This window comes from Lentibacillus sp. L22 (assembly GCF_040812445.1).
Lineage (GTDB): Bacteria > Bacillota > Bacilli > Bacillales > Amphibacillaceae > Lentibacillus_C > Lentibacillus_C daqui.
The window spans coordinates 1-24,717 of the sequence record NZ_JBFNXI010000008.1; the positions used below are offsets into that span (position 1 = coordinate 1).

The following is a 24,717-nucleotide window of genomic DNA, read 5'->3' on the forward strand; positions in this document are numbered from 1 at the left end:
TACACTTTTTTTAGTGTAAGCTCCTACGCCTTAATTTTTATTTACTGGAGTTTTGTCCCAGCCTCATCTTTGACATCCGGAAACCATTATTTTCCTCTGTTGATTTTACAAATTTGAACTGGGTTAAACCTTTCAAAATAGCATTTCATCAAGATGACTAATTCCTTAAACATGCTATAATAGAGATAAATATTAGAAAAAAGGAGGCTCTAAAAATGCATGAAGATATTCAACTAGTTTTAACAGAAATAAATAAATTAAACAGTAAGTTCGATTCACAAGAAGGTAAGCTAGATTCCCTTGAAAAACGGTTTGACGTCCAAGAAAATAGGTTTGACTCGCTCGAGAAACGTTTCGATACCCAGGAGGATAAATTCGATTCACTCGAGAAACGTTTCGATACCCAAGAGGATAAATTCGATTCACTTGAAAAACGTTTTGATGCCCAGGAGGATAGATTTGACGCAATCGATAATCGTTTTGATGTCCAAGACGATAGGTTTGATGCAATTGACAATCGTCTTGATGCTCAGGATGGCAAGTTTGACAAAATTGATAGTCGTTTTAATGCCCAGGATAGCAAATTTGACGCAATTGAAACGAAAATGGATTCACTCGAGAAAACAATGAATAGCGGCTTTAAAAATCTTAAGGAAGAAATGGCAATGAATCATTCACTCCTCAAAACAAATCATAGTATGGAATATAACCTTCTTAGACAAGTCCATCACGATGTTAAATATACAAAAGATCAGGTTGGCAAAAATACAGAATTAAAGGCGGATGTGGATACACTAAAGGAGACGGTTTCTGACATGCAATCTGATATCAAATTACTTAAAAGAGTAACTACAACACAGCAATAATCCTCCATTCATTTGACATACAAAAGCCCCGTCATGATATTTAACCAAGATGGGGCTTTTATATTTACATTAGCCTTCTAACAATAAATCATATGGGTCTTCTAACATCTGTTTAATGCGTACCAGGAATTGTACGGCTTCCGCGCCATCCACAACACGGTGGTCATAGGATAGGGCAAGATACATCATTGGCCGCACTTCAATGGAACCATCCGGCATTGCCATTGGTCGTTTTATAATGTTATGCATTCCCAAGATACCTACCTGTGGTGCATTTAGAATCGGTGTTGACATCATCGATCCGAATGTACCGCCATTTGTGATTGTGAATGTACCACCTTGTAAGTCTTTTAATGACAGTTCTTTATTTTTGGCCTTCACACTGAGTTCACCAATCGCACGTTCAACACCAGCGAAATCAAGACGATCGGCATCACGAACAACTGGTACGACCAATCCCTCTTCTGTTGATACAGCAATTCCGATATCGTAAAACTTCTTCAATACCAGTTCATTGCCTTGAATTTCCGAGTTGATTTCCGGAAATTCTTTTAGTGCCCCAACAACTGCTTTGGTAAAGAATGACATAAAGCCAAGTTTAACATCATGTTTTTTGATGAAGTTCTCTTTCCGTTCACTACGCAATTTCATCACTGCGGTCATATCGACTTCATTAAAAGTTGTCAACATGGCAGTTTCATGCTGTACAGCAACAAGATTCTTGGCAATCGTTTGGCGACGTCTGGATAGCTTGATGCGCTCAACAGGCTTGTCAAATTCCGTCTTTTCGGATTGCTTTGTTGCTTCTTGTTTGGTCGGCTTTTGCTCTTGTTTTGGCTCATTTTCAGCCTTGGCTGCTGCTTCAACATCTTCCGGACGAACCCGGCCCAATGGATCGCGAGTACTAACCTGGCTCAAATCAATGTTTAATTCACGCGCGCGTTTTCTAGCTGCAGGTGAAGCAACCACATCTTGTTTGTTGTCATCTGCCTGTTGATCTTTTTGTGGTTCCGCTTGTTTTGGTGCCTCTTGTTTTGATTCTTCCTGTTTTGGCTGTTCATCTGCTTTCGCTTTGTCTTTTGTTTCGGATGAAGACGTATCTCCAGAAGCTTCCCCATTTTCGTCAACTTTGGCGATCACATCTCCAACTTCGACATCATCACCTTCATTGGCGACGATTTCGGTAAGTACCCCAGCGGAATCAGCATTAACCTCCACGTTTACTTTATCTGTCTCCAGTTCAACAACGGCGTCACCTTTTTCAATCTTGTCACCTTTTTTTACTAACCATTCGGCGATTGTTCCTTCTGTAATGGATTCTGCCAGCTCCGGTATTTTAATCTCTTTCACGGGTATCTCCTCCTTGTGGTTCTCTTATTGCTTCTTGGACGACTTGGTTTTGTTCAGTTTTATGCACATTGGGTTCTCCAACTGCTGGAGCAGAACGGTTTGGACGACCAACATATCGGATGGACTGGCCTTCTTTCACCAATTCTTTCAGATATTCAACAACAATGACCCAGGCACCCATATTTTGCGGTTCTTCCTGGACCCAAACGATTTCTTCCAGGTTAGGCAGCTGCTCCAGTTCTTTCACCAATTCTTTTTTTGGAAATGGATAGATTTGCTCCAATCGCAACACACGGAGCCAGTCAAATGAGTTTTCAGATTTATCGATTGCGTCCTCAATGTCGACCATGACTTTTCCGCTGCCGATCAGTAGTCGTTTAGCATTTTTCTTGCTTACTTTCAAATTAGGCTGTGACCGAAGCGGCTGGAATTTCCCCTCTGTAAATTCCTTTGCTTCTGATGCAACACGCTGATTTCTTAATAAACTTTTTGGTGTCATTAAAATCAATGGTCTAGCTTCCTCACGCCCACGCATCGCTGCTTGACGACGGATTAAATGGAAAAATTGTGCCGATGATGTCACGTTGGCGACAATCATATTATTTTCTGCAGCCAGTTGCAGAAAACGTTCCAATCGTGCACTGGAGTGTTCTGGACCTTGACCTTCATAGCCATGCGGCAGAAGGACAACCATGTTTGATTTCTCGCCCCATTTAGCACGGGAGGCGGAAATAAACTGGTCAAAGATCACTTGTGCGGCATTCGCAAAATCGCCAAATTGTGCTTCCCATAAGACCAATGTGTTTGGTGATTGAACGCTGTAGCCATATTCAAAGCCCAATACGCCAGCTTCTGAAAGTGGACTGTTACGAATATCAAATGATGCCTTTGCCTCATCCAAACCATGCATTAAGCAATACGAATCACGTTTTTCGACATCATGCAATACAACATGACGGTGTGCAAATGTTCCACGCTCGGAGTCCTGACCGGTCAAGCGAATTGGAATACCGTCCTTTAAAATGGAGGCATAGGCCAATGCTTCCCCGGCACCCCAGTCGACCTTATTTCCTTTATCCAGCATGCTCTCACGCCGCTTTAAGATTTTCTCCAACTTCTTAAAGCCAGTAAACCCCTCTGGACGTTTTAGCAACCCTTCATTTAATTCCTTTAATTGGTCAAGTGGAACTGCCGTTTCAAAGCGGTCAATACCATTGGTCAGTGCTTTTGGCATGCTTTTTGCTTCTGCATGGCCATTATCATTTTCTTTCATACCTTCAAAGATATCCCGCAAATCACCTTGTACTTTTTCTTTCATTTGCGACAAGGCATTGTCTTCCAAAACACCTTCTTCTTGCAGAGCATTCGCAAACACAGTAGCAACAGTCGGATGTTTATCAATCTCCTGATAAAGCTGCGGCTGGGTTGTTCTTGGTTCATCCATTTCATTATGGCCATAGCGGCGGTAACCTACCAAATCAATTAAAAAGTCTTTATGGAATGTTTTCCGATATTCATAGGCAAAGTTCATAGCTGAAATACAGGCAATCGGATCGTCGGCATTAACATGAATGATCGGGATCTCAAACCCTTTTGCCAAATCACTTGCATAACGAGTAGAACGTCCGTCTTTTTGATCAGTCGTATATCCGACAAGGTTGTTGGTAATTAAATGCAAGGTTCCACCAGTTCGATAACCTGGCAATCCGCTCAGATTTAAAGATTCCGCAACGACACCTTCTCCAATAAAAGCGGCATCCCCATGAATTAACACATTAAATGCTTTGTCCAAGTCTTGTTTTGGATAACCCCTTTCACTCCGATCGTCTTGTGCCGCTCTGGTAATCCCTTGAACAACCGAATTGACAAATTCCAAGTGGGACGGGTTATTTGCCAATGTAATGCGTGTCGACTCGTCGTCACCGTCTCTGACCTCCGTTGTTGCTCCCAAATGATACTTCACATCACCAGTCCAGCCATAGTTAATCCCCATCGATCCTTCAGATGGAATTAACTCCTTGTCTGGTGAATGGTGAAACTCGGAAAATATTTTGTCATATGGTTTTCCCAATATATGTGACAAAACACTCAGTCGGCCGCGGTGTGCCATCCCCATCATAATATGATCAATTTTTTCATCTGTCGCATGCTTGACGACCTGATCAAGCATCGGAATCATTACTTCCAGTCCTTCGATGGAAAAACGTTTTTGCCCAACAAACGTTTTTTGTAAAAATTCCTCAAAACCTTCTACATGTGCAAGCCGTTCCAATAGTTGTTTCTTTTCCTCAGCGGATAACGATAATAAGAGATCTCCTGATTCGATACGTTCCAGCAACCATTTTCGTTCGTCATCATTATTTACGTGATCATATTCAAACGTGATCGTACCGGAATAATATTTCTTTAATTGTTCAACGACATCAAGTCCATTCTCGATGTGGCCCGGTGCATCTTCCCATAACCAGGAGGCAGGAATACCTTTTAAATCTTCCTCTGTTAATCCGTACGACTCTGGCTCTACAAGTTCTGACTTACGTTTTCTACTTCTTCCGACTGGATAAATGTCGGCTTCCAAATGACCGTAACGACGAATAGCCTCCACAAGTTTCATTGCCGAGGTCAATTTTTTAACGTCATTAATGGAAGTTGAAGCTTGTGATATCGGTGCAGCACCATTGGTATGATGCGGCAATTCGGGAGCTCCATATTGATCAAACATTTCTTTTAAAGATGCATCAATTGCTTCCGGATCCTCTTTGTATATCTCATATTGTTCTTCAATATACCCTAAGTTTGGTCCAAAAAATTCTCCCCAGAATCTTTCATGAGATTCTTCACTTTGTGCCACGTTAATATACCCCCATTAGCAGTTAACTGTACCGTTAAACAACGGTATTTTCAAATTCCGTATCCATTATAGACCGGTCAGGTGACTACATCAACTAATATACCCTATTTTATGAGGTAAAACAACATCAGTTCCAAAGTGAAATAGGAGTTATGATATTTGTAAAATAATGAATTTATTGCATAGTAAATTAAATTAGCTGTGCGCAACTTTTAAAATGTAAATACTGACAGGACTTTCATATCTTTTTTTCTTATGGTTCACATCCGGGAAATTTTTCGCTATAATTAGGTTATAATCTAGGAAGAGGAGTCTGTTACATAAAAAAGGAGGCACCACACATGAAGTTGGCATTATTAATGGGGGTTGTTGTTACATTTATCATATCTATTTTCACTGCGGGATATGATGCAAAAGCAGGAAAGCCCAGAAAACAATAGTCAAATTAATGAAAGCTGCTCCATTCAACATGGAACAGCTTTTTAATTATACTGCACAGTTCCGCTTGTGCCGAAATTTCAACACGAGGGGAACCAGTTTATTTTTAATGCAAACCGTAAAAACCCTGTTGTCGCAATGCTTCATAAACGATAATCGCCGCTGTGTTTGATAAATTAAGCGAGCGAACCTTATCGGAATTAGACATATGAATACGCAAACAATGGTCTTCTTTTCCCACTAACAAACTTTTTGGAATACCAGTCGTTTCCCTGCCAAACACGAAAAACAATTCTGTATCCGGGTCGCTAAAATCGAAGTCCGTGTAATATTTTGTTCCAAAGTTCTCAATATAATAAAATTCACCATTTGGATATTCGGCATAGAAGGAGTCCATCGAATCATGTTCACGTACATCAACATGTTGCCAATAATCGAGCCCTGCCCTGCGTACCATTTTATCGTTCGTTGAAAACCCTAGTGGATGGATTAAATGAAGTGTTGCATTCGTTGCCAGACATGTTCTGGCAATATTTCCGGTATTTGCTGGAATTTCTGGTTGATACAAAACGACATGTAAACTCACAATTTCTCTTCTCCTTATATAATGTGTTCAAAAGGAGGATAAAAAGGACCGAGAAGTTCAAGGCGACGTAGCTTTGAGCACCGGAGTGTACAAAAAGGTACATGAGGAGCGGAAAAGCAAGCCAACGAACTTCTTCAAAGGAAGGCCGACTAAAAACGGGCTTGCGCTCAGGCGTCGGCATACCCCTTTTTGCAGGGGCACGTCATTTTTACCGGACTTTTTGAACATCCTTATTTTTTATAAATACGAAGAATAGTATACCACTACTCACCAATACGGAAAAACTTATAGGTGATATTGGGCGTCCAAGCGGTTGAATCCTCGTAGGACCAGTAACGATTGCGCGAATTCTCGGTATGGGCATTGACCAGTGGCATGCCGTATGCATCTTTGGCGACCACAATCGTGTTATGATCGAACCTGCCATCCCCTTCAAAATCGTAACAAATCACATCACCAGGTATTAACTCATCGGCTGATTCCAGTTCCCTGCCTTTCAATCCCTGTGTTGAGCCGCTCAAATACCAACGGAGGGCATGAGCTACTGCCCAACTATAGCTCCAATTATCGTTTTGATACCACCAGCCTTTTCCCCTGTTTGGGGCACCACGCATTGGAGCACCACCGGCATACAGACATTGTGAAATATAATTCGTGCAGTCGACCTGAAATTTACGAAACGCCGGATTATAATCGTTCCACCACCGCTCCGCATACTTTACCGCAGCAAGACGATCATAGTTAAAACGATATCCGGCAGTGTCATGAAAATCTGCAAGCTCCGAAGAAATACTTTCAACATGTTTTTCCGGTTGTACATCAAGCTTAATATGTTCAATCTGTTCATTACGCACGCGGAATTTTAGTGGGAGAACATGCTCTTCCTGATAAAAATAACCCTTTTGTTTCATTAAAAAGGATAAGTGCAGGAGGTATTGAAAGGTAGATTGCTGATCGTACCGTAATTCCTCGAATACATGTCCGTCCCCCCGAATTTGGGTTATTTCCACGCCGCGATCTTGACATAATGCTTTTTTTCTTTCCCACCATTTTTCACGACCAGGTTCCGCTTGAAAAAAATCCAGCCACCAGTTAGCTAACCTATCCATCAAAAATCCCCTCCACTACATCTATATGAGGGGGAAGCCCATTTAACGCATGATTTTTCATGTTTTGATCAATTTTCGATCGATGTCAGGCAATCTAATCGACGCCTATCACAATTCTGTTTTGCGCACTACTTCAACTAACCTGGCATTCAATCAGTAATCACTGCACTTCTACCATGCTTATGGGCTCGCTCATGCGTCAACAAGTATTCCTTTTTATCAAGTCCGCCGTTATATCCGACCATTTTGCCATTAGCACCAATCACCCGATGACATGGGACAATAATCGAAAATGGATTTTTATTGACCGCACCGCCAACTGCACGAACAGCTTTAGGGTTACCAATTTCCACTGCAATATCTTTATAAGTCCGCGTTTCTCCATACGGAATCGTATCATATAAAGCTTGCCATACCCGTTTTTGAAAAGGAGTTCCATAAAACACAAAATTAATCGTGAAATCCATCTTCCCATCTTCAAAATATTGCTGGAGCTGTTGCTTTGTATGTTCGACTTTTTCCGGATCGTTAACAAATACGGAATTAGTAAAATAACGTGCTCCCCATTTCGTCATGGACGGTTCCAAATCACGCATCGTTCCATAATCAAGTCGAACCAGTTCTTCTCCATTACTGAGCAATAACAATGGACCGATCGGGGTTTTTATTTCATCATAAAAAAGCGTTGTCTCAGTCATTTCCCCCACTCCCTCATGCTAAAAGTTGATTGGGCCTGCCTCGTCATTTTTACCGGCTGTTTGAACATCCTATTTCATTGTGTATTAACCTTTGATTAATGTCATCGCTTCAGCACGTGCAGATGCATCTTTTTCAAATATACCCCTTACCGCAGATGTCACTGTTTTTGATCCTGGCTTTTTGACACCTCGCATGGTCATGCACATGTGTTCTGCCTCCAGGACAACGATTACCCCGTGTGGTTCCAAAACTTCCACAATAGAGTCAGCGACCGTTGTTGTAAGTCGCTCCTGTAGTTGCGGCCTTTTAGCGACTGACTCCACAGCTCTTGCCAATTTGCTTAAACCCGTTACACGCCCTCCCCGAGGGATATAACCTACATGAGCCATTCCATAAAATGGGGCAAAATGATGTTCACACATGGAATAGAAGGGAATGTCTTTCACCAGGACCAATTCTTCATGATCTTCACCAAAAACAGTCGCTAAATATTCCCTCGGATCCTGTTTTAGTCCTTGAAAAATTTCCTCATACATGCGCGCAACCCGTTTTGGCGTGTCAAGCAGGCCTTCACGTGTCGGGTCTTCACCAATTGCTTCAATAATCATTGTAACAGCTTGTTCTATTTTTTCATGATTCACACTCACAGTGTAAACCTCCAATCAAAATTATATTTTTAATAAGCATAAAGGAATTATATCACGTATCGTATCCCAATTTAAAAGCTTCACATCCCATTATAAATACTTACCAAAGAAATAGATGTAAAGCAAATATTATATTCCGTCCGTTTCAGCTCGGGATTGGTGCTGATCTCATCAATTTCTAATCTCCTTCACAACCTGCATTCAGAATGAACACTTATAGTAGAGACATCAAAGGAAAGGAGGTGAGGAAAATGGCGATTGAAATATTCAAAAGAAGAGAACAAAAATATCTGCTGTCAAAGGAACAATATGAGCAACTACTCATTCAAACTTCGCCTTTCATGCGGCCAGACAGAAATGGGATAGATGGGCATTATACAGTTACCAGTTTGTATTTTGATAGCAAGGATCAAACCATTTATTTTGAAACGAAGAACAAATTAAAAATTCGCCAAAAACTTCGCTTACGGATATATGATGAAGCAGATATCTTTAGTAATGCATTCTTTGAAATTAAACAAAAGCACAAAAATGTTGTCAACAAGAGAAGGATCGTCCTTCCCCTTATGGAGGCTTACGATTACTTATTCCATGATGCGAACCCTGTATTGGAAGATTATCATACATCCAATCTTCAAGGTTTTCGGGAAATACACCATTTCATGCAGCTATACAAATTAGTTCCAGAAATGGTGGTCAGCTATGATCGGCATGCCCTTCATTGTATGGATGATCCAGATTTAAGGATCACATTCGATTCTAATTTACGCTGTCGCAAAGATGATTTGTGGGTTGATCATGGTCCGTACGGCGAAAATTTTATTAACCCAGATATCATCATTTTGGAAGTGAAAGTTAGTCATAGTGTTCCTTTATGGCTGACACGAATATTACAAAGTCTTAATTGTCAGCAAAAAAGCATCTCAAAGTTTTGCACAAGTCTGGAACTGTTAAAAAGTGAAATGGTTCCAGGTGAGCGTTTAACGGAACTTATGAAAATAGGAGGCATGTAAAGATGGATTTTATTAATGACTTTTTTACAGGCAGTGGCGTCGAAAGTGAAGCAAATATCTTCATGGGTTTGTTTGCCATGGCCCTGGCGGCAGTTCTTAGTTTAATCATTACCAAAGTTTATCAGATGACATTTACCGGGGAACGATATTCGCAATCATTTGTGCATACCATCATTATGATGAGTGTAGTTGTGTCGGTTGTAATGAATGTTGTCAGTGGAAATGCCGGTGTTGCTTTTGGATTATTTGCGGTATTTTCCCTGATCCGATTTCGAAGTGCAGTCACGAATGCAAAAGACATTGCTTATATTTTTTTCGGGCTTTGCGTTGGAATGACATGTGGCCTGTATCAATTTGGTCTGGCGGTTGCCTTAACCATATTTCCTTGTGTCATTTTCTACCTGCTGTATAAATTTAACTATGGAAAGGGTAAAGATACGCAAATTTTAAAAGTGACGATCCCTGAAAACTTAAATCATGAGCACCTATTGGACAAAGCTTTTGAAACCTATACATTAAGCCATCATCTTCGGCAAATCGAAACGACCAACCTTGGTACAATGATTTTATACACGTATGCAATCAGAAGCAAGGATACTACGAAAGACAAGGAATTACTGGATCACATTCGCGAAAAAAATGCAAATTTGAAAGTCACCATATCCTATCTGCAAACCGAGGAATAACGGGTGGATCAAATTTTTAATAACAGGGGATCTTCAAAAATGGAACTTCTACAAAAAACATCTCCTAAATCATAGATTCGGGAGATGTTTTTCATTTTTTCATTTTATAAATTTAGTCATCATCATCGTCGTCATCATCGTCATCTTCAAATGTGACGGAGAGAACTTCACCGGTAAATGCCTGGATCACAACCTCGACATCCCCCTCATTTGTCTCTATCTCGACCTCATATACAAAGGACCCATCGCTTTCCTCTTTATCAACATCATCAATGGATCCCGGCACCTCTGATAAGGCAATTTTTTTTGCTTCTTCCACGGAAATAAGGGTTTGGGGCACCTCTGTCTCGTTGGTTTGAGCTTCGTCTTCTTGATCATTTTCTTCCTGTTCATAGAATAAAATATTTCCGTTATTTCCATTCACTGTTAACTCGACCGGGTCCTTATTGCTTTTGGCATGGACCTTGTAAACCGGGATGCCGTTTTCCATTATTAAATGGATCTTTGAGATTTTTCCGTTATCATCCATTCGATCTAATGCTATCTTCTTTGCCTGTTGTTCATCAATTTTGGGTTCAGGTAATCCCTCTTGATCGTTCTCATTCCCTTTTTGCTTCTCTACCAGTGAAAGGTCCAAAATATTTCCTGTATCTTTGCTTAAGCGAACATGATATTTGCCTAATGTATTTTCCAGATCAATTTCGTAAATATCATCGTGTAGCGCGATTTTTTTTACGTTACCGGCGTATTTTGCCTCGGCCGATTCAATTGCTTCAGACTTAGTCAAAGTTTTATCCTTTTGGGCAGCCAATATTTGCTTCGATCCAACAGCAATTCCGGCAATCAATAACGAGACGGCCAAAACAGTTAGCCATTTCTTTTTCATTTCAATCCCCCTTGACGTTTGATGTTGAACCAGTTTTTAAGGCTGGGAAAAAGACGGTCACTTTTGTTCCTTCCCCCATTACGCTATCAAGGTGAACGGATCCGTGGTGAGCCGCGACAATTTGTCTGGCGATTGCCAATCCCAGTCCTGTACCACCGCTTTGACGACTCCTTGCTTTGTCAACTCGGAAAAAACGGTCAAAAACTTGGTCTACCTCATCTTCCGGGATACCAATACCGTGATCCTGTACAGCCAAAAAAACGTTTTCCCCCTCCCGACCGACCATAATTTGAATCACCTTGGAGCTGTATTTCAATGCATTATCCAAAAAAATAAACAGAAGTTGTTTTAGTTTCGATTCATCCGCCCAAGTTAATGCTTGTTCCACTGCTGATTGCACGCGTACCTGCCGATGCTGGGCTTTTTCAAACATTTGTGCTGTTTTCTCACAAAGATCCACCAGATTTACACTTGAAAATTCCAAATTAAGGTCTTCGGGATTTTCTGCCAGCTGTAACATTTGATTGGTCATTTCCTTCATCCGGACGGTCTCGGAATGGATCGCTTCAATTGATTCTTCCAGCACATCCGGACTTTTCATTCCCCAGCGTTTCAGGATACTTGCATAGCTTTCAATAATGGTTAACGGTGTTTTCAATTCATGAGATGCATCAGAAACGAATGCTTGCTGTTTTTCAAAATTGGATTCAAGAATATCCATCGTATGATTAAACATGTCCGCCATTTTATACAATTCGTCCTGGTGTTTGTGTCCAAGCGGGATTTTCTTGAATGTACCGCTTTGTTGGATCTCTTTCATCGTATTAATCATTGAATTGATCGGCTTTAAAAGAATATTGCCCAACAGCCGGCCGCCGAGTATGGAAGGGATTATCACAACTATAAAGGCGATGATTAATACAATTTTCAATTCATTCAATGTTTGATTCATTTCAGCAAGATTTTCGGTGACTTCCAGAGAAACTACCTGACCGTTTTCCCAAATAATCGGCAGCGACACGACCCCGTATGTTTCACCGTTGATATAATGGATTTCTGATGATTGTGTATTTTTAAACTCAGGCGTATAATCTCTCATTTTAGTATTCTTTGTTGTAGTTACAATTGAATGTGAGTTTCTATCAACCACGCTAATCATCCCATTGGCTGGCAAATATGCACGAAGCAGCTCCTTTGTGTCTACATTGTTATCCGGGCTGACAGCTGACACAATATTTTCCGTTTGTGCCAACATGCGATCGAGCTCACCGTTCGTTGTAATTTTATAAAACAATAAATAGATAGCGATATTTACAATGAGCAGGGTAATGAGCAACCACACGGTGGAGAAAAGATAAATCAATCGTCGAAGTCTCATTCATTGCTTCCCCTTTAATGTGTATCCCACGCCGCGTACGGTATGAATAAGTGGCATGTCAAAACCTTGGTCTATTTTTTTCCTGAGATATCTAATATACACATCGACTACATTTGTATCCCCAAAATAATCAAATCCCCATACATTTGTTAAAATTTGTTCCCTGGTTAACACCTGCTTTGCATTTCCCATGAGATAAATGAGCAGGTCAAATTCGCGTGGTGTTAGTTCAATGGCATGCCCTTTCCGAATAACTTCGCGTGTTTTTCTATTTACCGTTAAATCCTCTATTTGTAACACATCATGATTGTCTTCCGTGAACTTGTCATGTGTTCGTAAACAAGCACGAATTCTTGCAAGAAGCTCTTCAATTTCAAATGGCTTGGAAATATAATCATCCGCACCTTGATCGAGTCCGCTGACCTTGTCTGGAGTTGAATTTCTTGCCGTTAAAAGGATGACAGGTAATGTATTTCCGGATTTACGAATACGCCTTAGCACCTCAAGCCCATTTAATTCTGGTAATCTGATATCCAGCAACACAAGGTCATGGTGGTTTTGCTTAACCTTGTCAAGACCTTTTCTACCATCTCGAGCAATTTCTACCGTATAACCTTCATGTTCCAATTCCAATTGAATCACGCGGGCGATTTTTGCCTCATCTTCAACGATCAAAATACGTTCAGCCACCATCAAGTCCCCTCCCGTTCATTAATCCCATCTTAAACGAAAGATTGGCTACTTACAATTCCGGGAATTTCATCTATCAAAAAAACGGATGCCTTGCTATGCACCCGTTTACCCAATCATCTAATTCCATCTCGATGGGTTTTTTATTTTTCATCTGTATCATACCTGAGGAAAATGAAAACCAAATAAGAATAACATTAAAATTCGATGAGAAACACTATTAATTCCATCTCGATGGGTTTTTTATTTTTCATCTGTATCATACCTGAGGAAAATGAAAACCAAATAAGAATAACATTAAAATTCGATGAGAAACACTATTAATTCCATCTCGATGGGTTTTTTATTTTTCATCTGTATCATACCTGAGGAAAATGAAAACCAAATAAGAATAACATTAAAATTCGATGAGAAACACTATTGAACAGCTCTTGTCTTTGTATTAAGGAAAAAGCAATCAAACTGATTGAACCATTTCCAATCCTTTTTCCATTTCAAATAATACCTGATCATCTGTTTCCTTCACCTTGGCCTCTCTTAATGCAGCGATTGCTGTTTCTGTTCCAATTTTACCAAGGCTCCATGCTGCAGTTCCACGAATGACCGGTCGTGGATCATTGTCCATGACGGCAATCAATTCTTCAACAGCTGTTTCATCTTTAAAATGGGCAAGTGCGATGATCGCATTACGCTGGATTGGCTTTTTGCCGCGCCAGGATCCGGCCATATGACCAAACGTTGCTTTAAATTCCCGGTTGGACATGCGCAACATTGGTTTGAGCTTCGGTTTAGCCGCTTCTGGTTCCGGTTCTATTTCCGGATGAAGGTGAAAATCCATATGCTTGTTTTTAGGACAGACTTGTTGGCACGTATCACAGCCATATACCCGATTACCCAATTCAACTCGAAATTCGTCCGCTAAAAATCCTTTTGTCTGGGTTAAAAAGGAGAGACAGCGCTGGGCATTTAATTGACCGCCTTGGACTAGCGCCCCGGTTGGACAGGCATCCAGACACTTCCGGCATTCCCCGCAGCTATCCTCTACCGGTGTATCCGGGATAAATGGAATGTTCGTTATTAACTCGCCAAGATACACGTACGAACCAAATTCCGGAGTAATAATGGCACAATTTTTCCCGCTAAAACCAATGCCGGCTCGCTCTGCCACGGCACGATCGGAAAGTTCACCTGTATCGACCATCACTTTTGTCTGCGCTTCAGGAACCTTTTCCAAAATGAATGCCGACAATTTCTTTAGCCGTTCCCGTAAAACCACATGATAATCAGTGCCCCAGGATGCCCGGCAGAAAATGCCCCGTCGTTCTTGTTTGGTTCCTTTTGGTGCATGTTTCATTCGGGAAGGGTAAGCAATGGCGATGGACAGGATGGATTGTGCTTCCGGCAATAATCGATTTGGTTCCGTGCGTTCCTCAATCGATCCCTTCTCAAAACCCGACTGGTAGCCAAGTTCCTGTTGGCGTCTCAGCCGTTCTTTCAATTCGCCAAACACATCAGCTGCTGCAAATCCAATCTTGTCGATGCCGATTTCTTTACTGTAGGCGATGATATCCTGTTTTAATTGCTCTACATCCATTTGATTCACTTCTTTCTATCGCTCGGGTATGTGATGTCTGTTTCTAAACTATCAAAAAGGAGTCGTCGTCAGCTAATTTTGAACAATCCCTACCTACTAAACTTTGTGTGCAAAATTTATCAGCGGCTTTCATTATTTTATCGGCGAGCTCTGCGCTTTTATCGACGATCCCCCAAAAATGGTAGGACAAGGTGCCCCCTATCCCACTTTTAATGTCCTGATCCGGTTCAAAACGGCGGCAATTTCATATTTCCGTGGGCGGGCAATATCTCCTGGATGCTGGTTGGGAAATGTCGTGAATGAAGCCAATCCGTCCGTATCCATTTTCCATTCCAAATCTGCAAGCAATTCCGCTAATGTACCAGCCTTTTCCAAACCATTTGTCCGATCCAGATAAGCAATAATTTCGGCGATCATCCGCGTTTGCGAGGCATCTACCAATTGTTCGGTTTGATCAAACGAAATTTCTGTTCGACCCATCAGAATTGTTGTTAATCCTTTGGCCTGTGTCTTGGATCGCTTGCCTTTTTGTGTTTGCAAACTGTTCTGTTTCAGGTGACGCTTGGCGATCTTGCCAAATGCACCATCTTTAGCAGTATCACGCTCTATTGGGTAGTCTTCCATAATGGTTCGTGCCTTTTCGGTTACATTGTATGGTACATATTCATCCATCATAATCACCTCGTCAGCAACAGCAAAATAATCACCGGAACCGCCCATCACCAGGATCGTGGACACATTAAGCTGATCACGCATTTGTTTTACCTTGTCAATAAATGGAGTAATCGGCTCTTGTTCCTGTTTCACCAGTTGTTGCATGCGGTGGTCACGAATCATAAAGTTGGTTGCACTGGTATCTTCGTCAATCAGTAATGTCGTTGCGCCAACTTCCAATGCTTCCATCACATTGGCTGCTTGTGATGTGCTGCCGCTTGCATTTTCCGTGGAGAAACATTCGGTATCCTGTTTATGCGGCAAATTAGAAATAAACGGAGAAATATTCACCCCGGTAATTTGCCGGCCGTCTTCTGCACGAATTTTCACGGCATCGGGATCGGTTAAAACAAATTCACGCCCGTCTCCCTTCGTATGCGGATAAACCCCACGTTCCATCGCCTCAAGAACCGTACTTTTTCCATGATAACCGCCACCAACAATTAATGTGATTCCTTTTTTGATGGCCATGCCGGTAATTGGTTCAGCGGAATGCGGCAAGTCAATCGTCACTTGGTTTTCCTTGGGGCTTTGAAATGGAACTGCCTGTTTCAATGGTCGATTGCTTACCCCGCTTTCCCGTGGTAAAACCGCTCCATTGGCAATAAAGGCAATCCAGTCTTGTTTTTTCATTTCTGTTCGAATTGCCTCTTGCTGATCAGCCAACTTTACAGCCTGCTCAATTTCTTCATCTGTGATGGTAAAGATCGACTTTTTTACAATAGCCGGAATAACTGTTGCAAATAATTTCGTTGCTTCTCGTCCATTAATACGCCGGCCATTCGCAGGCAATCCAACCGAAATGCAAATAGTTGTCCCGGTTTTATCGACCTGTACTGCACTGCGCTCCAAAATTTCCTGTCCCGGGGTATCAAACATAACCGCCCCACTTTTGCCGGAACCTTTTATCTGAAAGTGACTACCTGCGATCACTTTCCCGACAGATCGGGCAATCACATCTTCAGTCGCCACTTTGCGATAATCATGCGCCATCCATTCCTGTTTAATCGGACGCTGCTGTTGTGGCACCGTGACACGAATTTTCGATGGTGAAGCAAACGGATCTCCTTGTACATAATCAATATGCAATGTAAACCCCTCATACTGATAATTTCCTTGTAGATCTTTATATGCTTTATAGCCTTTTCCATCCAATTGTTTTAATTGTTGCAGTAAATGTTTCATGCTATCCCTCAATCAATTTAATTTTACTTTCTTAAGAATACTATTTGACAAGCTTTTCATTCAAGAAATGTGATAAAGTGTAACTTCAATCGGTAGGGTATTACTGCCCGTTAATGCGTGATAAACAGGTTGGAAAAGATAACGTGGGGAAATTTTTATTAGCGGTTACGAGTAGTGTTTGAAACTTGCGCGTATGAAAAAACGCAACGCCTCGTGGATCACCCGACGAAACACTGCGTTAGGACATATGTATGGAGCGGATGAAGGGAATCGAACCCTCGTCATCAGCTTGGAAGGCTGAGGTTTTACCACTAAACTACACCCGCTTTTTGTAATGCATTTTTTATTATAGCAATTGTCTATCTATGAATCAAGAGAAAATTGTCGATTTATAGAACAAAGGCGTAAGCGCCCGGTTAGCGGCGTACAAACTGGAAGGGTTCTGACGAGATAAAGGAAACACGGTAAGCTGGAAGCGAACCGATGTTGACTTATCGTAGGAAGAAACCTGAAGTTTGCTAGCCGCTGGGCGCTGGAGCCGGACGCAGCCTATTCTGGCATAAGCTGAACGGAGGCTGGATTTTTATACTTTCTTAGCTATCGAAAAATGTCAACTTGTCTTCCCCCTTACAGTACGCAATTTTCTACGCCACAGTCATCACAAGCAATCAGTTTTTTTAAATATTGCATGTCTTTTATAAAAAAATATTTATTATCATTTGTGATGATGCCTTTTTCTTTCCACTTATTCACAATCCGGCTTACGGTTTCCCGGGAAATGCCAATATATTTGCCGATATCACGAATCATGACTGGTTTGGTTATCTGTACCCCGCCTGGTCTGACTATCCCATACATATTTGCGTAACGAACAAACATGGATGCCACTGCTCCTTCCGATCCAAAGGCCAAAAAGTCACGCATTTGTGCCTTACTTGCTTCCAAAGATTCCGCAACCCATCGCATAAACTGTAAACATAGGTGACCATCGCTTGCCAAAATAGATTCAATGGTCTCCTTTTGAATGGAAAGAATAACACTATCACTTGCTGCTTTTGCCGTATTCGAATATTTTTGTCCGCTAAAAATGCCAATTTCCCCAAAACCATCCTGTTCTCCCCGAGTGAATATGGTAATCTCCCGGTCATTACCCAAGTTCTTAAAAATACGAATCTCACCAGTTTCAATGAAGTACAAGTTCCCTGCCGTACTGCCCTCTTTAAAAATGGTTCTTCCTTTTTTGACATACAATCGTTTCGTGTTGGCAATCAGTCTTTCACAGTCACCTTCATCCAGTCGTAGTAATAAAGGTTCCATACCCTCACATCCCTTTTTATCGGTTATCTTAATCCTATCGAGTGGACAATACCTACACACATACTGTTTCCGATTAATACTATTATATAAGGGATGCACATTGTATACTGTGATATTTATCACTAAAACAGGTATTTTTCCATATTTTTGCGTTCTTATTCATGTCAAATTGGAGCACTAGCGAATGATAATTAGGAATTATTTGTGTTTACATTATTTGCGTGAAGCGATAGAATAAGCTTATGCTTTAAAGAGGAGGCGAACTCAGATGTCAACAAAATATCCGATTGTCATATCACAAACAAAATTCATGCACCGGGACACACTGCATTATCCATTCGAGGAACGGGGTCTGCAGTTTGGCGATGGGGTGTATGAAGTTATCCGAATCTATCATGGCGCGTACTATTTGCTTGATGAACATATCAATCGATTATTCCGCTCGGCAGCTGCTGTAAAAATTACCCTTCCATTTACGAAAGCGGAAATAACCGATTTGCTACATGCTTTACTGCTTAAAAATGATGTTAAAACCGACGCAAAAGTTTACTTGCAAGCTACACGCGGATCCGCACCTAGAGAACATACATTTCCTAGCAACGTGACAGCAAATTTCTATGCGTATGTGACCGAGCAGCCTAGAAACAAGGCAAATTTGGAAAATGGGGTGCAAACAATTACCAAACGTGATGTGCGCTGGGAAAACTGTTACATCAAAAGCTTGAACCTGTTGCCAAATGTCCTGGCCAAGCAGGAAGCAAAAGAGCACGGCTGTTATGAAGCAATTTTGTATCGGGATGGTCTTGTTACCGAATGCAGTTCATCAAATGTTTACCTCGTTAAGGATGGAAAAATCTATACTCATCCCGCTACCAGGCAAATTTTGCATGGTTGTGTGCGAATCCGTGTTGAACAATTTGCCAAAAAGCTGGGAATTCCGTTCTCTGAAACCGGTTTTTCCCTTGATGATATTGCTACAGCAGATGAATTATTCCTGTCCAGCAGTACATCGGAAATCATGCCCATCATAGCGGTCGATGATAAACCAATCGGCAATGGCAAACCCGGAAGCATTACCAAACAACTGCAAGCGGAATACGAACAGGACGCAGCCATCACACCGGAACATACAACTATATGACAGCAAAATTGTTTTAAGAAGCATTTTATAGATTAAAAGAGGAGCTGACACTAATAAGTGCCAGCTCCTTTTTTAAGAGGGTGTGAGCTTGGTCGATATTGCACAAGTTTTGGTTGATACTGAGATGTATTCGGTTGATATTGAAACACTTCAGGTTGATTCATATGCCTTTTCGGTCGATTATCCGGTCAAGTTGGTCGATTCAGGAGTATTTCGGTTGATACGCTAAAACTCGGGTTGATCTCCAAGACGGTTGCTATCATCATTCCATATATTTCCCCAAAAACCCCTTCAGTTTTTCTTTATATTTATCTTGGGCAAGTATAAAGGATTCGGCATGACCAGCACCGTCAACAATCATTAACTCGGCGTCACTTTTGGTATTTTTATAAAGTTCTTTTGACATCGACGTTGGTACGAATTTGTCGGCATTGCCGTGTATATAAAGTATTGGTGCTTTCGCCTTTTTCACCTGATCCAATGCCGAAGCTTCCGCGAATGTGTAACCGGCTTTCAGCTTTGTTACCAGACCAGTTGTTGGTATAACCGGGAACGATGGAAGATGGTACATGCGTTTCGCTTGATAACGAAACAAATCCTTAACACTCGTATACGCACTATCGGAAACAATCGCCTTTACATTGTCCGGGAGGTTTTCTCCGCTTGTCATTAACAGGGTAGCCGCTCCCATGGAGACCCCGTGCAACACAATTTGCGTATCCGGTCCAAGTTTATCGATCATTAATTTGACCCAGTCTGCATAATCCAGGCGATCATGCCAGCCAAAACCAATATAGTCGCCTTCACTTCCCCCTTGACCACGGGCATCGGGCATTAATACGTTGTAGCCAAGCTGATCATGATAATACCGTGCATATAATCCCATATCCTTACCATTACCAAGGTATCCATGAGCTAAGATAACCGTTTTCGTTGTTGGCTTGTTTGCCGGTAAAAAATAGCCTTTCAATGTCAAACCGTCAAAGGACGTCATTTGGAGTTCTTTAAAAGGCTGTTTGTCTACCCAGGCATGCCAATCCCCGTCCACAAACTCGTCCATAGCTTCTGCGGATACTTCCAAATCACTGTTCCCCACCAGGAAGTCTTTCGGTCCACGATTAATGACCAAACGATAAAAATAAAAGCTTGCGACAACATCTATAATCAATAAAATAATTATTATTCCAAGAAAAATTTTCAAACCTTTCTTTCGCTTCAAACTGCACCCCTTCCTTCTATATTATTATAACAAATAAACCCGACCTATTTTCTGGTACTTCTTAGCATAATAGGGACAGCCCCCACCATTAATATGGTGCCAGACTGTCCCCGATTTCCAATGTATCTTTAAATACCCGAATTTGCAAGTCATCGTTTTAAACGCAGGAATATTAATGAAATAGCCCTGATTCACGCGATTTTTTCATCATGATATTGGTTCGCTTATTAATCGTTGCTTTCAGGAATGTTCCCAGCAGTAAAAAGATGAGCGCAAAAATTCCCAAGCAAATGATGTCATGGTAAACGCGTTCCCAGACAATCCCCCCGACTGCTTCACGCATCAAATCATTGGCATACGTAAATGGCAGGAATGGACTGATCGTTTGGAAAAACTTCGGTAATAAGACGACCGGATACGTACCCCCTGATCCTGCGATTTGTAAAACAAGAAATACAATCGCCATTGCTTTTCCGACATCACCAAAGATGGATACGACGGTGTAGACAATCGACATAAACACTAAGCTAATAAATAAGCCAAACAAGACAAACCAAATTGGTTCTTTTACATATGCATCAATCAAGAAAATATCGCCAAATGTAACGATTAAAGTCTGAAGGATTCCGATTGACATAAACGTCAAAAGTTTGCCAAAGTACGTTTGTCGGACGGTGAAATTTTCAGGGTTTTTAACATCTGTTGCCAACAAGGAAATCAACAGTAATGCCCCAACCCAAATGGAAAGCACGGTATAAAATGGCGTCATTCCCGCACCATACGTTGGTATCGGAAACAGCTTATTTTCATTTAACACAACCGGCTCGGCAAAAAAGCTACGCTCGGCTTCCGGATCATTCATCAACAACTCAATAATGTCATTGATGTCTGTTTCCCCCTGGATCTTTCGGATTCGATCCGCCAGCTGGTCAATTTTATCATGAATATATGGATATTCTCCAAGTACTTTTTCCAGTGCATCTTTTCCTTTGCCAAGATTGCCGTCTGTCCGATTTAAAATCTGCTCGACTTCAGGGATCGTGGATTGAATTTCCACCAAAATTCCCCGCGCTTTGCCCAATGTATCCTTGGCATTTTGTACCTCTTGCAAGACGGTAGGTTCGATATTTTCCTTGTAATCTTTAACAAAGGCATCGATATTTGTTGATGTGTCCGCCGTAATATCCTGTAAGTTGGCAATTGTTGAATCCACTTCTTCTTTCTTGTCATGGATAAACGATTTTACTGTTTCCGCATTATCCTGCGCTTCCTCAAGTCCTTCTTTTAACGTTTCCAGTCGCTGGATCGCGTCATCGATTTTTTTATTTTGTTTTTCCACATTATCTGTTTGTTGCCCATCGTTGTTTTCTTCCTGTTCATCATCTCCCTGTTCATCATCTTTCTGTTCCGGCTCTTGACCGCTTAACTGATTTTGTTCCTTCAGCTGGTTTAGTACATTCACGATCGAGTCGATTCTGCCAATGGCTTCGTCTGTTTTCCCCTTTAATTGATCACTGATTTCTTTGCCCTTGCTAAAATCTATGTCTGCGGAATCGACCTGACTGATAAATTTATTCGCATCAGAGGCGACCTGTTGCACCTTTTCCAGATCCTTCTCAACCTTTGGCGCCATTTTATTCAACCGATCTTCGGCCTCTTTGAGAAATGCGGTCGTGTTATCAATTGTCTGCAAACCGTTTTTGGTTACTTCTTTTGCATCAGGCATTAATCCTTGGGCCTGATGAACAATTTCTTGTGCATGGTTTGCATCAGTCAAAGACTCATTTAACACCTTATGAATCTCCGGCAGTTTTTTCTCCATCGTAAAGATATAATCCTCAAATCGTTCAATATCAGGAAGACCTTCTTCCAGCTCTACGCCAATATCATTGAACATATCAAAAATAACACCGTTGACCGTGGAAATAAAATTACTGCTTACCTGATCAACAATCACGCTTGCGCCTTTCTCCGTGATTTTGGGCGAAATCGCATTGATTTTTTCGTTAACGTAATATTCGACAGAAGCTTTTTTAGGATTATCGTCCAAAACGGTTCCGAGTTTTTCCGAAAAATCTTTAGGAATCACAATTACAGCAAAATAATCCCCATACTCGACTTTATCCATCGCCTTATCCCGACTGACAAAGTGCCAATCCATGTCATTACTCTTCTTTAACGTCTTAACCAACTCGTCTCCAACATGAATCTCCTGATCTCTTACCGTTGCACCTGTATCTTCATTCACGATACCAATCGGGATTTGATCCGTCTGACCGTATGGATCCCACGAGGCTTTGATATTAAACCACGCGTATAAAGACGGCAAAATAATCAGTCCCCCGAGGATTATAGCCGCAACCCAATTTGTTCCAACATTCTTCATGTCCGTTCCAAAAATTTTAAAGATGTTTCTCATATTTTCAACCTCAATCCGAAAAATGAATCACCATTCAGTATTCCTGTTACAAATCAGTATTATATCAATTATGATTTGGTAATTCCATTTTTTTAAACAGCATTTATGATTTTCGCTATAAAGTGAAACTTCAATCAGGAATTTATTGGAAGTATATTCTCACCTTTCCTTCTTGAGTTACCCTCAAATCTTCAAGTGGGGATATTACTGCCCGTTAATGCGTGATGGAAATTTCAAAATGATTTTTCAGTGAGGCATATGAAATTTATTATTGGTTTTTCTATTCGATATCGTCTAAGAAGCGGGTTATGGTGGGGAAAAAGTCAAAGTCCGGTACTTCTGATTCACATATAACAAAGATATAATTCGAACTCCTATGAATATTTTACCATTTTTAAATAATTACAAGCTTTACCAATTTATTTATTGTATAATGGTGGGGACAGGTATGCAGGGTGGAATTTGGCGGGGGCTGCTTAGGGAAGCTTCTCGATCGGCGGCTTTTATCCCCTAGGAAAGGGGCTGAAGTGATTGATACCTGTAGATAGAGTGATTGAGTTGATGGTGATGTTTTCAACTCTTGTATTGTTAATTGTCAATAGCCGAGAAAAAAAGTAATCACCCCTGTCGATGCTGTGAAGGGATAATTACTTTCTTGGTCTTCCTAAACAAAGCCGCCGCGCCTTGCAGGACTTGTCAATAGTGAGTTGAGTTGCAAGTTGCCGCTTGCAACTCACCTTTTTATTCTATTCCAATCTTATTTAAAAAACAATGAAAACCGCAAACAATTTAAAATTGAGCTATTCTACCCAATATCTATATGTAAGACAATCATATCACAAAATGCCTGAATCCAACGTTGGATATAGGAAAGTTCATAAATATGCCAAAATACTGCTCCACGCATTCACTTTGCCGGTGAATGACTTCGTATAGCGACCAGGAATTGGACTTGTTGATGGTAATTTGATCACGTCAACATATTCCAAATTTACCCCACCGTAGAACTTTTTAAACGTGTTTAGCGATTTGGTGCCATTACAAGCAATCAATCGAATACTGGGATGTTGCTGGATAAGTTTGGGGATATCGTTTGGTTGTTCATCTGTAATTTTCGCATCCGAACTCCCCTTCCGATAGCAGGTTTTGATCGTATCCCATAATGCAATATCATGTTGTTTTACAAATTGAATTTTATCCTCATAAGTACTAAGTGGTGTCTGCCCGAATAAAGCGTAAAGGATGTCCCAAAAGTGGTTTCTTGGATTACCGTAATACTCCTGTTTTTCGAGTGACATTCCCCCTGGCATTGAGCCCAGAATCAGTACTTTGGGACACTTGGGAAGAATAGGATTCATGGAATGTAGTCGATCCATTCGTTATTCACCTTCATTTTTGAGCTTTTTTTCATCATACCAATTGGTGGGGAAAACGTAAATTGCAAATAACAAAATGGAAGTGACCCGTTGGAAGCAGGGGGTCCTTCCATATGCCGAACCCTAAGGCATTACCGTAAATTCAACAGTATATTAAACCCGAAAAAGAAAATTCCTACAACCGTGATCGCACCGCCGATGGTTGCGATTGGAAAAAAGATCGGACTTACGCCTAAAACAGCCAGGGCAATACCAATCATCATGATTGGCAGACCGATATTATGCAGCCAAAAATGCACCCTGGCAGCGGTAGTATGACCAAGATTAGGAAATAGGACATAAAAGACTCCAGCAAGTGCAAGGGACATCCAACCAAGCAAATTAACATGCACATGGACGGTTGCCAGGCTGAAAACATGCATCGAGGACATATACAGTCCAATCAAGATACCAATCATAAAATAGACAACAGCAATTTTAATTAATTTTATCCCCATGCTACGCCTCCTTTCTATAGGTATATAGTAATATTTATATGCTACAGTTAGTAAAT

General features: G+C 41.1%; 21 protein-coding genes and 1 tRNA gene. 5 read left to right on the forward strand and 17 right to left on the reverse strand.

What is annotated here, in order from left to right; genetic code table 11:
- Positions 1–215 precede the first annotated feature (215 nt).
- Complete coding sequence (locus tag ABRT01_RS05640; protein WP_367746516.1) at positions 216–866, forward strand: coiled-coil domain-containing protein; 651 nt, start codon at positions 216–218, stop codon at positions 864–866.
- Positions 867–935: 69 nt separating this feature from the next.
- On the opposite strand, the gene odhB is transcribed toward ABRT01_RS05640, so the two are convergent.
- The 6 genes from odhB to folE all read right to left on the reverse strand — a co-directional run bounded on the left by odhB (position 936) and on the right by folE (position 8,546).
- A complete protein-coding gene (gene odhB / locus ABRT01_RS05645; RefSeq protein WP_367746517.1) occupies positions 936–2,216 on the reverse strand; it encodes a 2-oxoglutarate dehydrogenase complex dihydrolipoyllysine-residue succinyltransferase in 1,281 nt (426 codons plus the stop codon).
- Positions 2,203–5,067 (reverse strand): 2-oxoglutarate dehydrogenase E1 component, encoded by a 2,865-nt coding sequence (locus tag ABRT01_RS05650; protein WP_367746518.1) that lies wholly within the window; start codon positions 5,065–5,067, stop codon positions 2,203–2,205. The genes odhB and ABRT01_RS05650 overlap by 14 nt, the downstream gene beginning before the upstream one ends.
- A gap of 544 nt (positions 5,068–5,611) precedes the next feature.
- Positions 5,612–6,091 carry a tRNA (uridine(34)/cytosine(34)/5-carboxymethylaminomethyluridine(34)-2'-O)-methyltransferase TrmL gene (gene trmL, locus ABRT01_RS05655; protein ID WP_367746519.1) on the reverse strand — a complete coding sequence of 160 codons (480 nt, stop codon included), beginning with the start codon at positions 6,089–6,091 and terminating at the stop codon, positions 5,612–5,614.
- 263 nt (positions 6,092–6,354) lie between these two features.
- Entirely contained in the window at positions 6,355–7,200 is an 846-nt protein-coding gene (locus tag ABRT01_RS05660; RefSeq protein ID WP_367746520.1) for an amidase domain-containing protein, read from the reverse strand.
- A gap of 149 nt (positions 7,201–7,349) precedes the next feature.
- Positions 7,350–7,898 (reverse strand): methylated-DNA--[protein]-cysteine S-methyltransferase, encoded by a 549-nt coding sequence (locus ABRT01_RS05665; RefSeq protein ID WP_367746521.1) that lies wholly within the window; start codon positions 7,896–7,898, stop codon positions 7,350–7,352.
- A gap of 84 nt (positions 7,899–7,982) precedes the next feature.
- A complete protein-coding gene (gene folE / locus ABRT01_RS05670; protein ID WP_439649403.1) occupies positions 7,983–8,546 on the reverse strand; it encodes a GTP cyclohydrolase I FolE in 564 nt (187 codons plus the stop codon).
- Positions 8,547–8,797: 251 nt separating this feature from the next.
- Between folE and ABRT01_RS05675 the strand changes: the two genes are divergently transcribed.
- Together ABRT01_RS05675 and ABRT01_RS05680 are read left to right on the forward strand one after the other, a co-directional pair.
- Positions 8,798–9,559: a VTC domain-containing protein gene (locus tag ABRT01_RS05675; protein WP_367746523.1), complete on the forward strand. Its 762-nt coding sequence runs from the start codon at positions 8,798–8,800 to the stop codon at positions 9,557–9,559.
- Between the two features lie 2 nt (positions 9,560–9,561).
- The gene (locus ABRT01_RS05680; RefSeq protein WP_367746524.1) at positions 9,562–10,245 is read left to right on the forward strand and encodes a DUF4956 domain-containing protein; all 684 of its coding nucleotides are present in this window, start codon (positions 9,562–9,564) and stop codon (positions 10,243–10,245) included.
- Between the two features lie 112 nt (positions 10,246–10,357).
- Here ABRT01_RS05680 and ABRT01_RS05685 read toward each other — a convergent pair whose 3' ends face one another.
- From ABRT01_RS05685 to ABRT01_RS05715, 7 genes are all read right to left on the reverse strand, one after another.
- Positions 10,358–11,131: a PepSY domain-containing protein gene (locus tag ABRT01_RS05685; protein WP_367746525.1), complete on the reverse strand. Its 774-nt coding sequence runs from the start codon at positions 11,129–11,131 to the stop codon at positions 10,358–10,360.
- A 1-nt stretch (position 11,132) separates the two neighbouring features.
- Positions 11,133–12,509 carry a HAMP domain-containing sensor histidine kinase gene (locus ABRT01_RS05690; RefSeq protein WP_367746526.1) on the reverse strand — a complete coding sequence of 459 codons (1,377 nt, stop codon included), beginning with the start codon at positions 12,507–12,509 and terminating at the stop codon, positions 11,133–11,135.
- Positions 12,510–13,202 (reverse strand): response regulator transcription factor, encoded by a 693-nt coding sequence (locus ABRT01_RS05695; RefSeq protein ID WP_483308151.1) that lies wholly within the window; start codon positions 13,200–13,202, stop codon positions 12,510–12,512.
- A 454-nt stretch (positions 13,203–13,656) separates the two neighbouring features.
- The gene (queG, locus tag ABRT01_RS05700) at positions 13,657–14,793 is read right to left on the reverse strand and encodes a tRNA epoxyqueuosine(34) reductase QueG (protein ID WP_367746528.1); all 1,137 of its coding nucleotides are present in this window, start codon (positions 14,791–14,793) and stop codon (positions 13,657–13,659) included.
- A gap of 198 nt (positions 14,794–14,991) precedes the next feature.
- Positions 14,992–16,692, reverse strand: coding sequence for an ABC-ATPase domain-containing protein (locus ABRT01_RS05705; protein WP_367746530.1), 1,701 nt, complete (start codon positions 16,690–16,692; stop codon positions 14,992–14,994).
- Positions 16,693–16,944: 252 nt separating this feature from the next.
- A tRNA-Gly gene (locus tag ABRT01_RS05710) sits at positions 16,945–17,018 on the reverse strand.
- 301 nt (positions 17,019–17,319) lie between these two features.
- Positions 17,320–18,009, reverse strand: coding sequence for a Crp/Fnr family transcriptional regulator (locus ABRT01_RS05715; protein ID WP_269409795.1), 690 nt, complete (start codon positions 18,007–18,009; stop codon positions 17,320–17,322).
- 268 nt (positions 18,010–18,277) lie between these two features.
- On the opposite strand from ABRT01_RS05715, the gene dat reads away from it, so the two are divergent.
- Together dat and ABRT01_RS05725 are read left to right on the forward strand one after the other, a co-directional pair.
- Positions 18,278–19,150 carry a D-amino-acid transaminase gene (dat, locus tag ABRT01_RS05720; RefSeq protein ID WP_367746531.1) on the forward strand — a complete coding sequence of 291 codons (873 nt, stop codon included), beginning with the start codon at positions 18,278–18,280 and terminating at the stop codon, positions 19,148–19,150.
- Between the two features lie 88 nt (positions 19,151–19,238).
- Positions 19,239–19,379, forward strand: coding sequence for a hypothetical protein (locus tag ABRT01_RS05725; protein ID WP_269409797.1), 141 nt, complete (start codon positions 19,239–19,241; stop codon positions 19,377–19,379).
- Between the two features lie 33 nt (positions 19,380–19,412).
- Here the strand turns inward: ABRT01_RS05725 and ABRT01_RS05730 are convergent, their stop codons facing one another.
- The 4 genes from ABRT01_RS05730 to ABRT01_RS05745 form a co-directional block, all read right to left on the reverse strand.
- Entirely contained in the window at positions 19,413–20,369 is a 957-nt protein-coding gene (locus ABRT01_RS05730; RefSeq protein ID WP_269409798.1) for an alpha/beta hydrolase, read from the reverse strand.
- Between the two features lie 172 nt (positions 20,370–20,541).
- Complete coding sequence (locus ABRT01_RS05735) at positions 20,542–22,788, reverse strand: YhgE/Pip domain-containing protein (protein WP_269409799.1); 2,247 nt, start codon at positions 22,786–22,788, stop codon at positions 20,542–20,544.
- An 875-nt stretch (positions 22,789–23,663) separates the two neighbouring features.
- Positions 23,664–24,164, reverse strand: coding sequence for a DNA-deoxyinosine glycosylase (locus tag ABRT01_RS05740; RefSeq protein ID WP_269409800.1), 501 nt, complete (start codon positions 24,162–24,164; stop codon positions 23,664–23,666).
- A gap of 131 nt (positions 24,165–24,295) precedes the next feature.
- Positions 24,296–24,661: a cytochrome-c oxidase gene (locus ABRT01_RS05745; RefSeq protein WP_269409801.1), complete on the reverse strand. Its 366-nt coding sequence runs from the start codon at positions 24,659–24,661 to the stop codon at positions 24,296–24,298.
- Between the last annotated feature and the right edge of the window lie 56 nt (positions 24,662–24,717).

Coding starts and splice junctions, on each gene's coding strand:
- ABRT01_RS05640 (WP_367746516.1), top strand. CDS start 216: ATGCATGAAGATATTCAACTAGTTTTAACAGAAATAAATAAATTAAAC.
- ABRT01_RS05660 (WP_367746520.1), bottom strand. CDS start 7,200: ATGGATAGGTTAGCTAACTGGTGGCTGGATTTTTTTCAAGCGGAACCT.
- ABRT01_RS05665 (WP_367746521.1), bottom strand. CDS start 7,898: ATGACTGAGACAACGCTTTTTTATGATGAAATAAAAACCCCGATCGGT.
- ABRT01_RS05675 (WP_367746523.1), top strand. CDS start 8,798: ATGGCGATTGAAATATTCAAAAGAAGAGAACAAAAATATCTGCTGTCA.
- ABRT01_RS05680 (WP_367746524.1), top strand. CDS start 9,562: ATGGATTTTATTAATGACTTTTTTACAGGCAGTGGCGTCGAAAGTGAA.
- ABRT01_RS05685 (WP_367746525.1), bottom strand. CDS start 11,131: ATGAAAAAGAAATGGCTAACTGTTTTGGCCGTCTCGTTATTGATTGCC.
- ABRT01_RS05690 (WP_367746526.1), bottom strand. CDS start 12,509: ATGAGACTTCGACGATTGATTTATCTTTTCTCCACCGTGTGGTTGCTC.
- ABRT01_RS05695 (WP_483308151.1), bottom strand. CDS start 13,202: ATGGTGGCTGAACGTATTTTGATCGTTGAAGATGAGGCAAAAATCGCC.
- queG (WP_367746528.1), bottom strand. CDS start 14,793: ATGGATGTAGAGCAATTAAAACAGGATATCATCGCCTACAGTAAAGAA.
- ABRT01_RS05705 (WP_367746530.1), bottom strand. CDS start 16,692: ATGAAACATTTACTGCAACAATTAAAACAATTGGATGGAAAAGGCTAT.
- ABRT01_RS05715 (WP_269409795.1), bottom strand. CDS start 18,009: ATGGAACCTTTATTACTACGACTGGATGAAGGTGACTGTGAAAGACTG.
- dat (WP_367746531.1), top strand. CDS start 18,278: ATGTCAACAAAATATCCGATTGTCATATCACAAACAAAATTCATGCAC.
- ABRT01_RS05735 (WP_269409799.1), bottom strand. CDS start 22,788: ATGAGAAACATCTTTAAAATTTTTGGAACGGACATGAAGAATGTTGGA.
- ABRT01_RS05740 (WP_269409800.1), bottom strand. CDS start 24,164: ATGGATCGACTACATTCCATGAATCCTATTCTTCCCAAGTGTCCCAAA.
- ABRT01_RS05745 (WP_269409801.1), bottom strand. CDS start 24,661: ATGGGGATAAAATTAATTAAAATTGCTGTTGTCTATTTTATGATTGGT.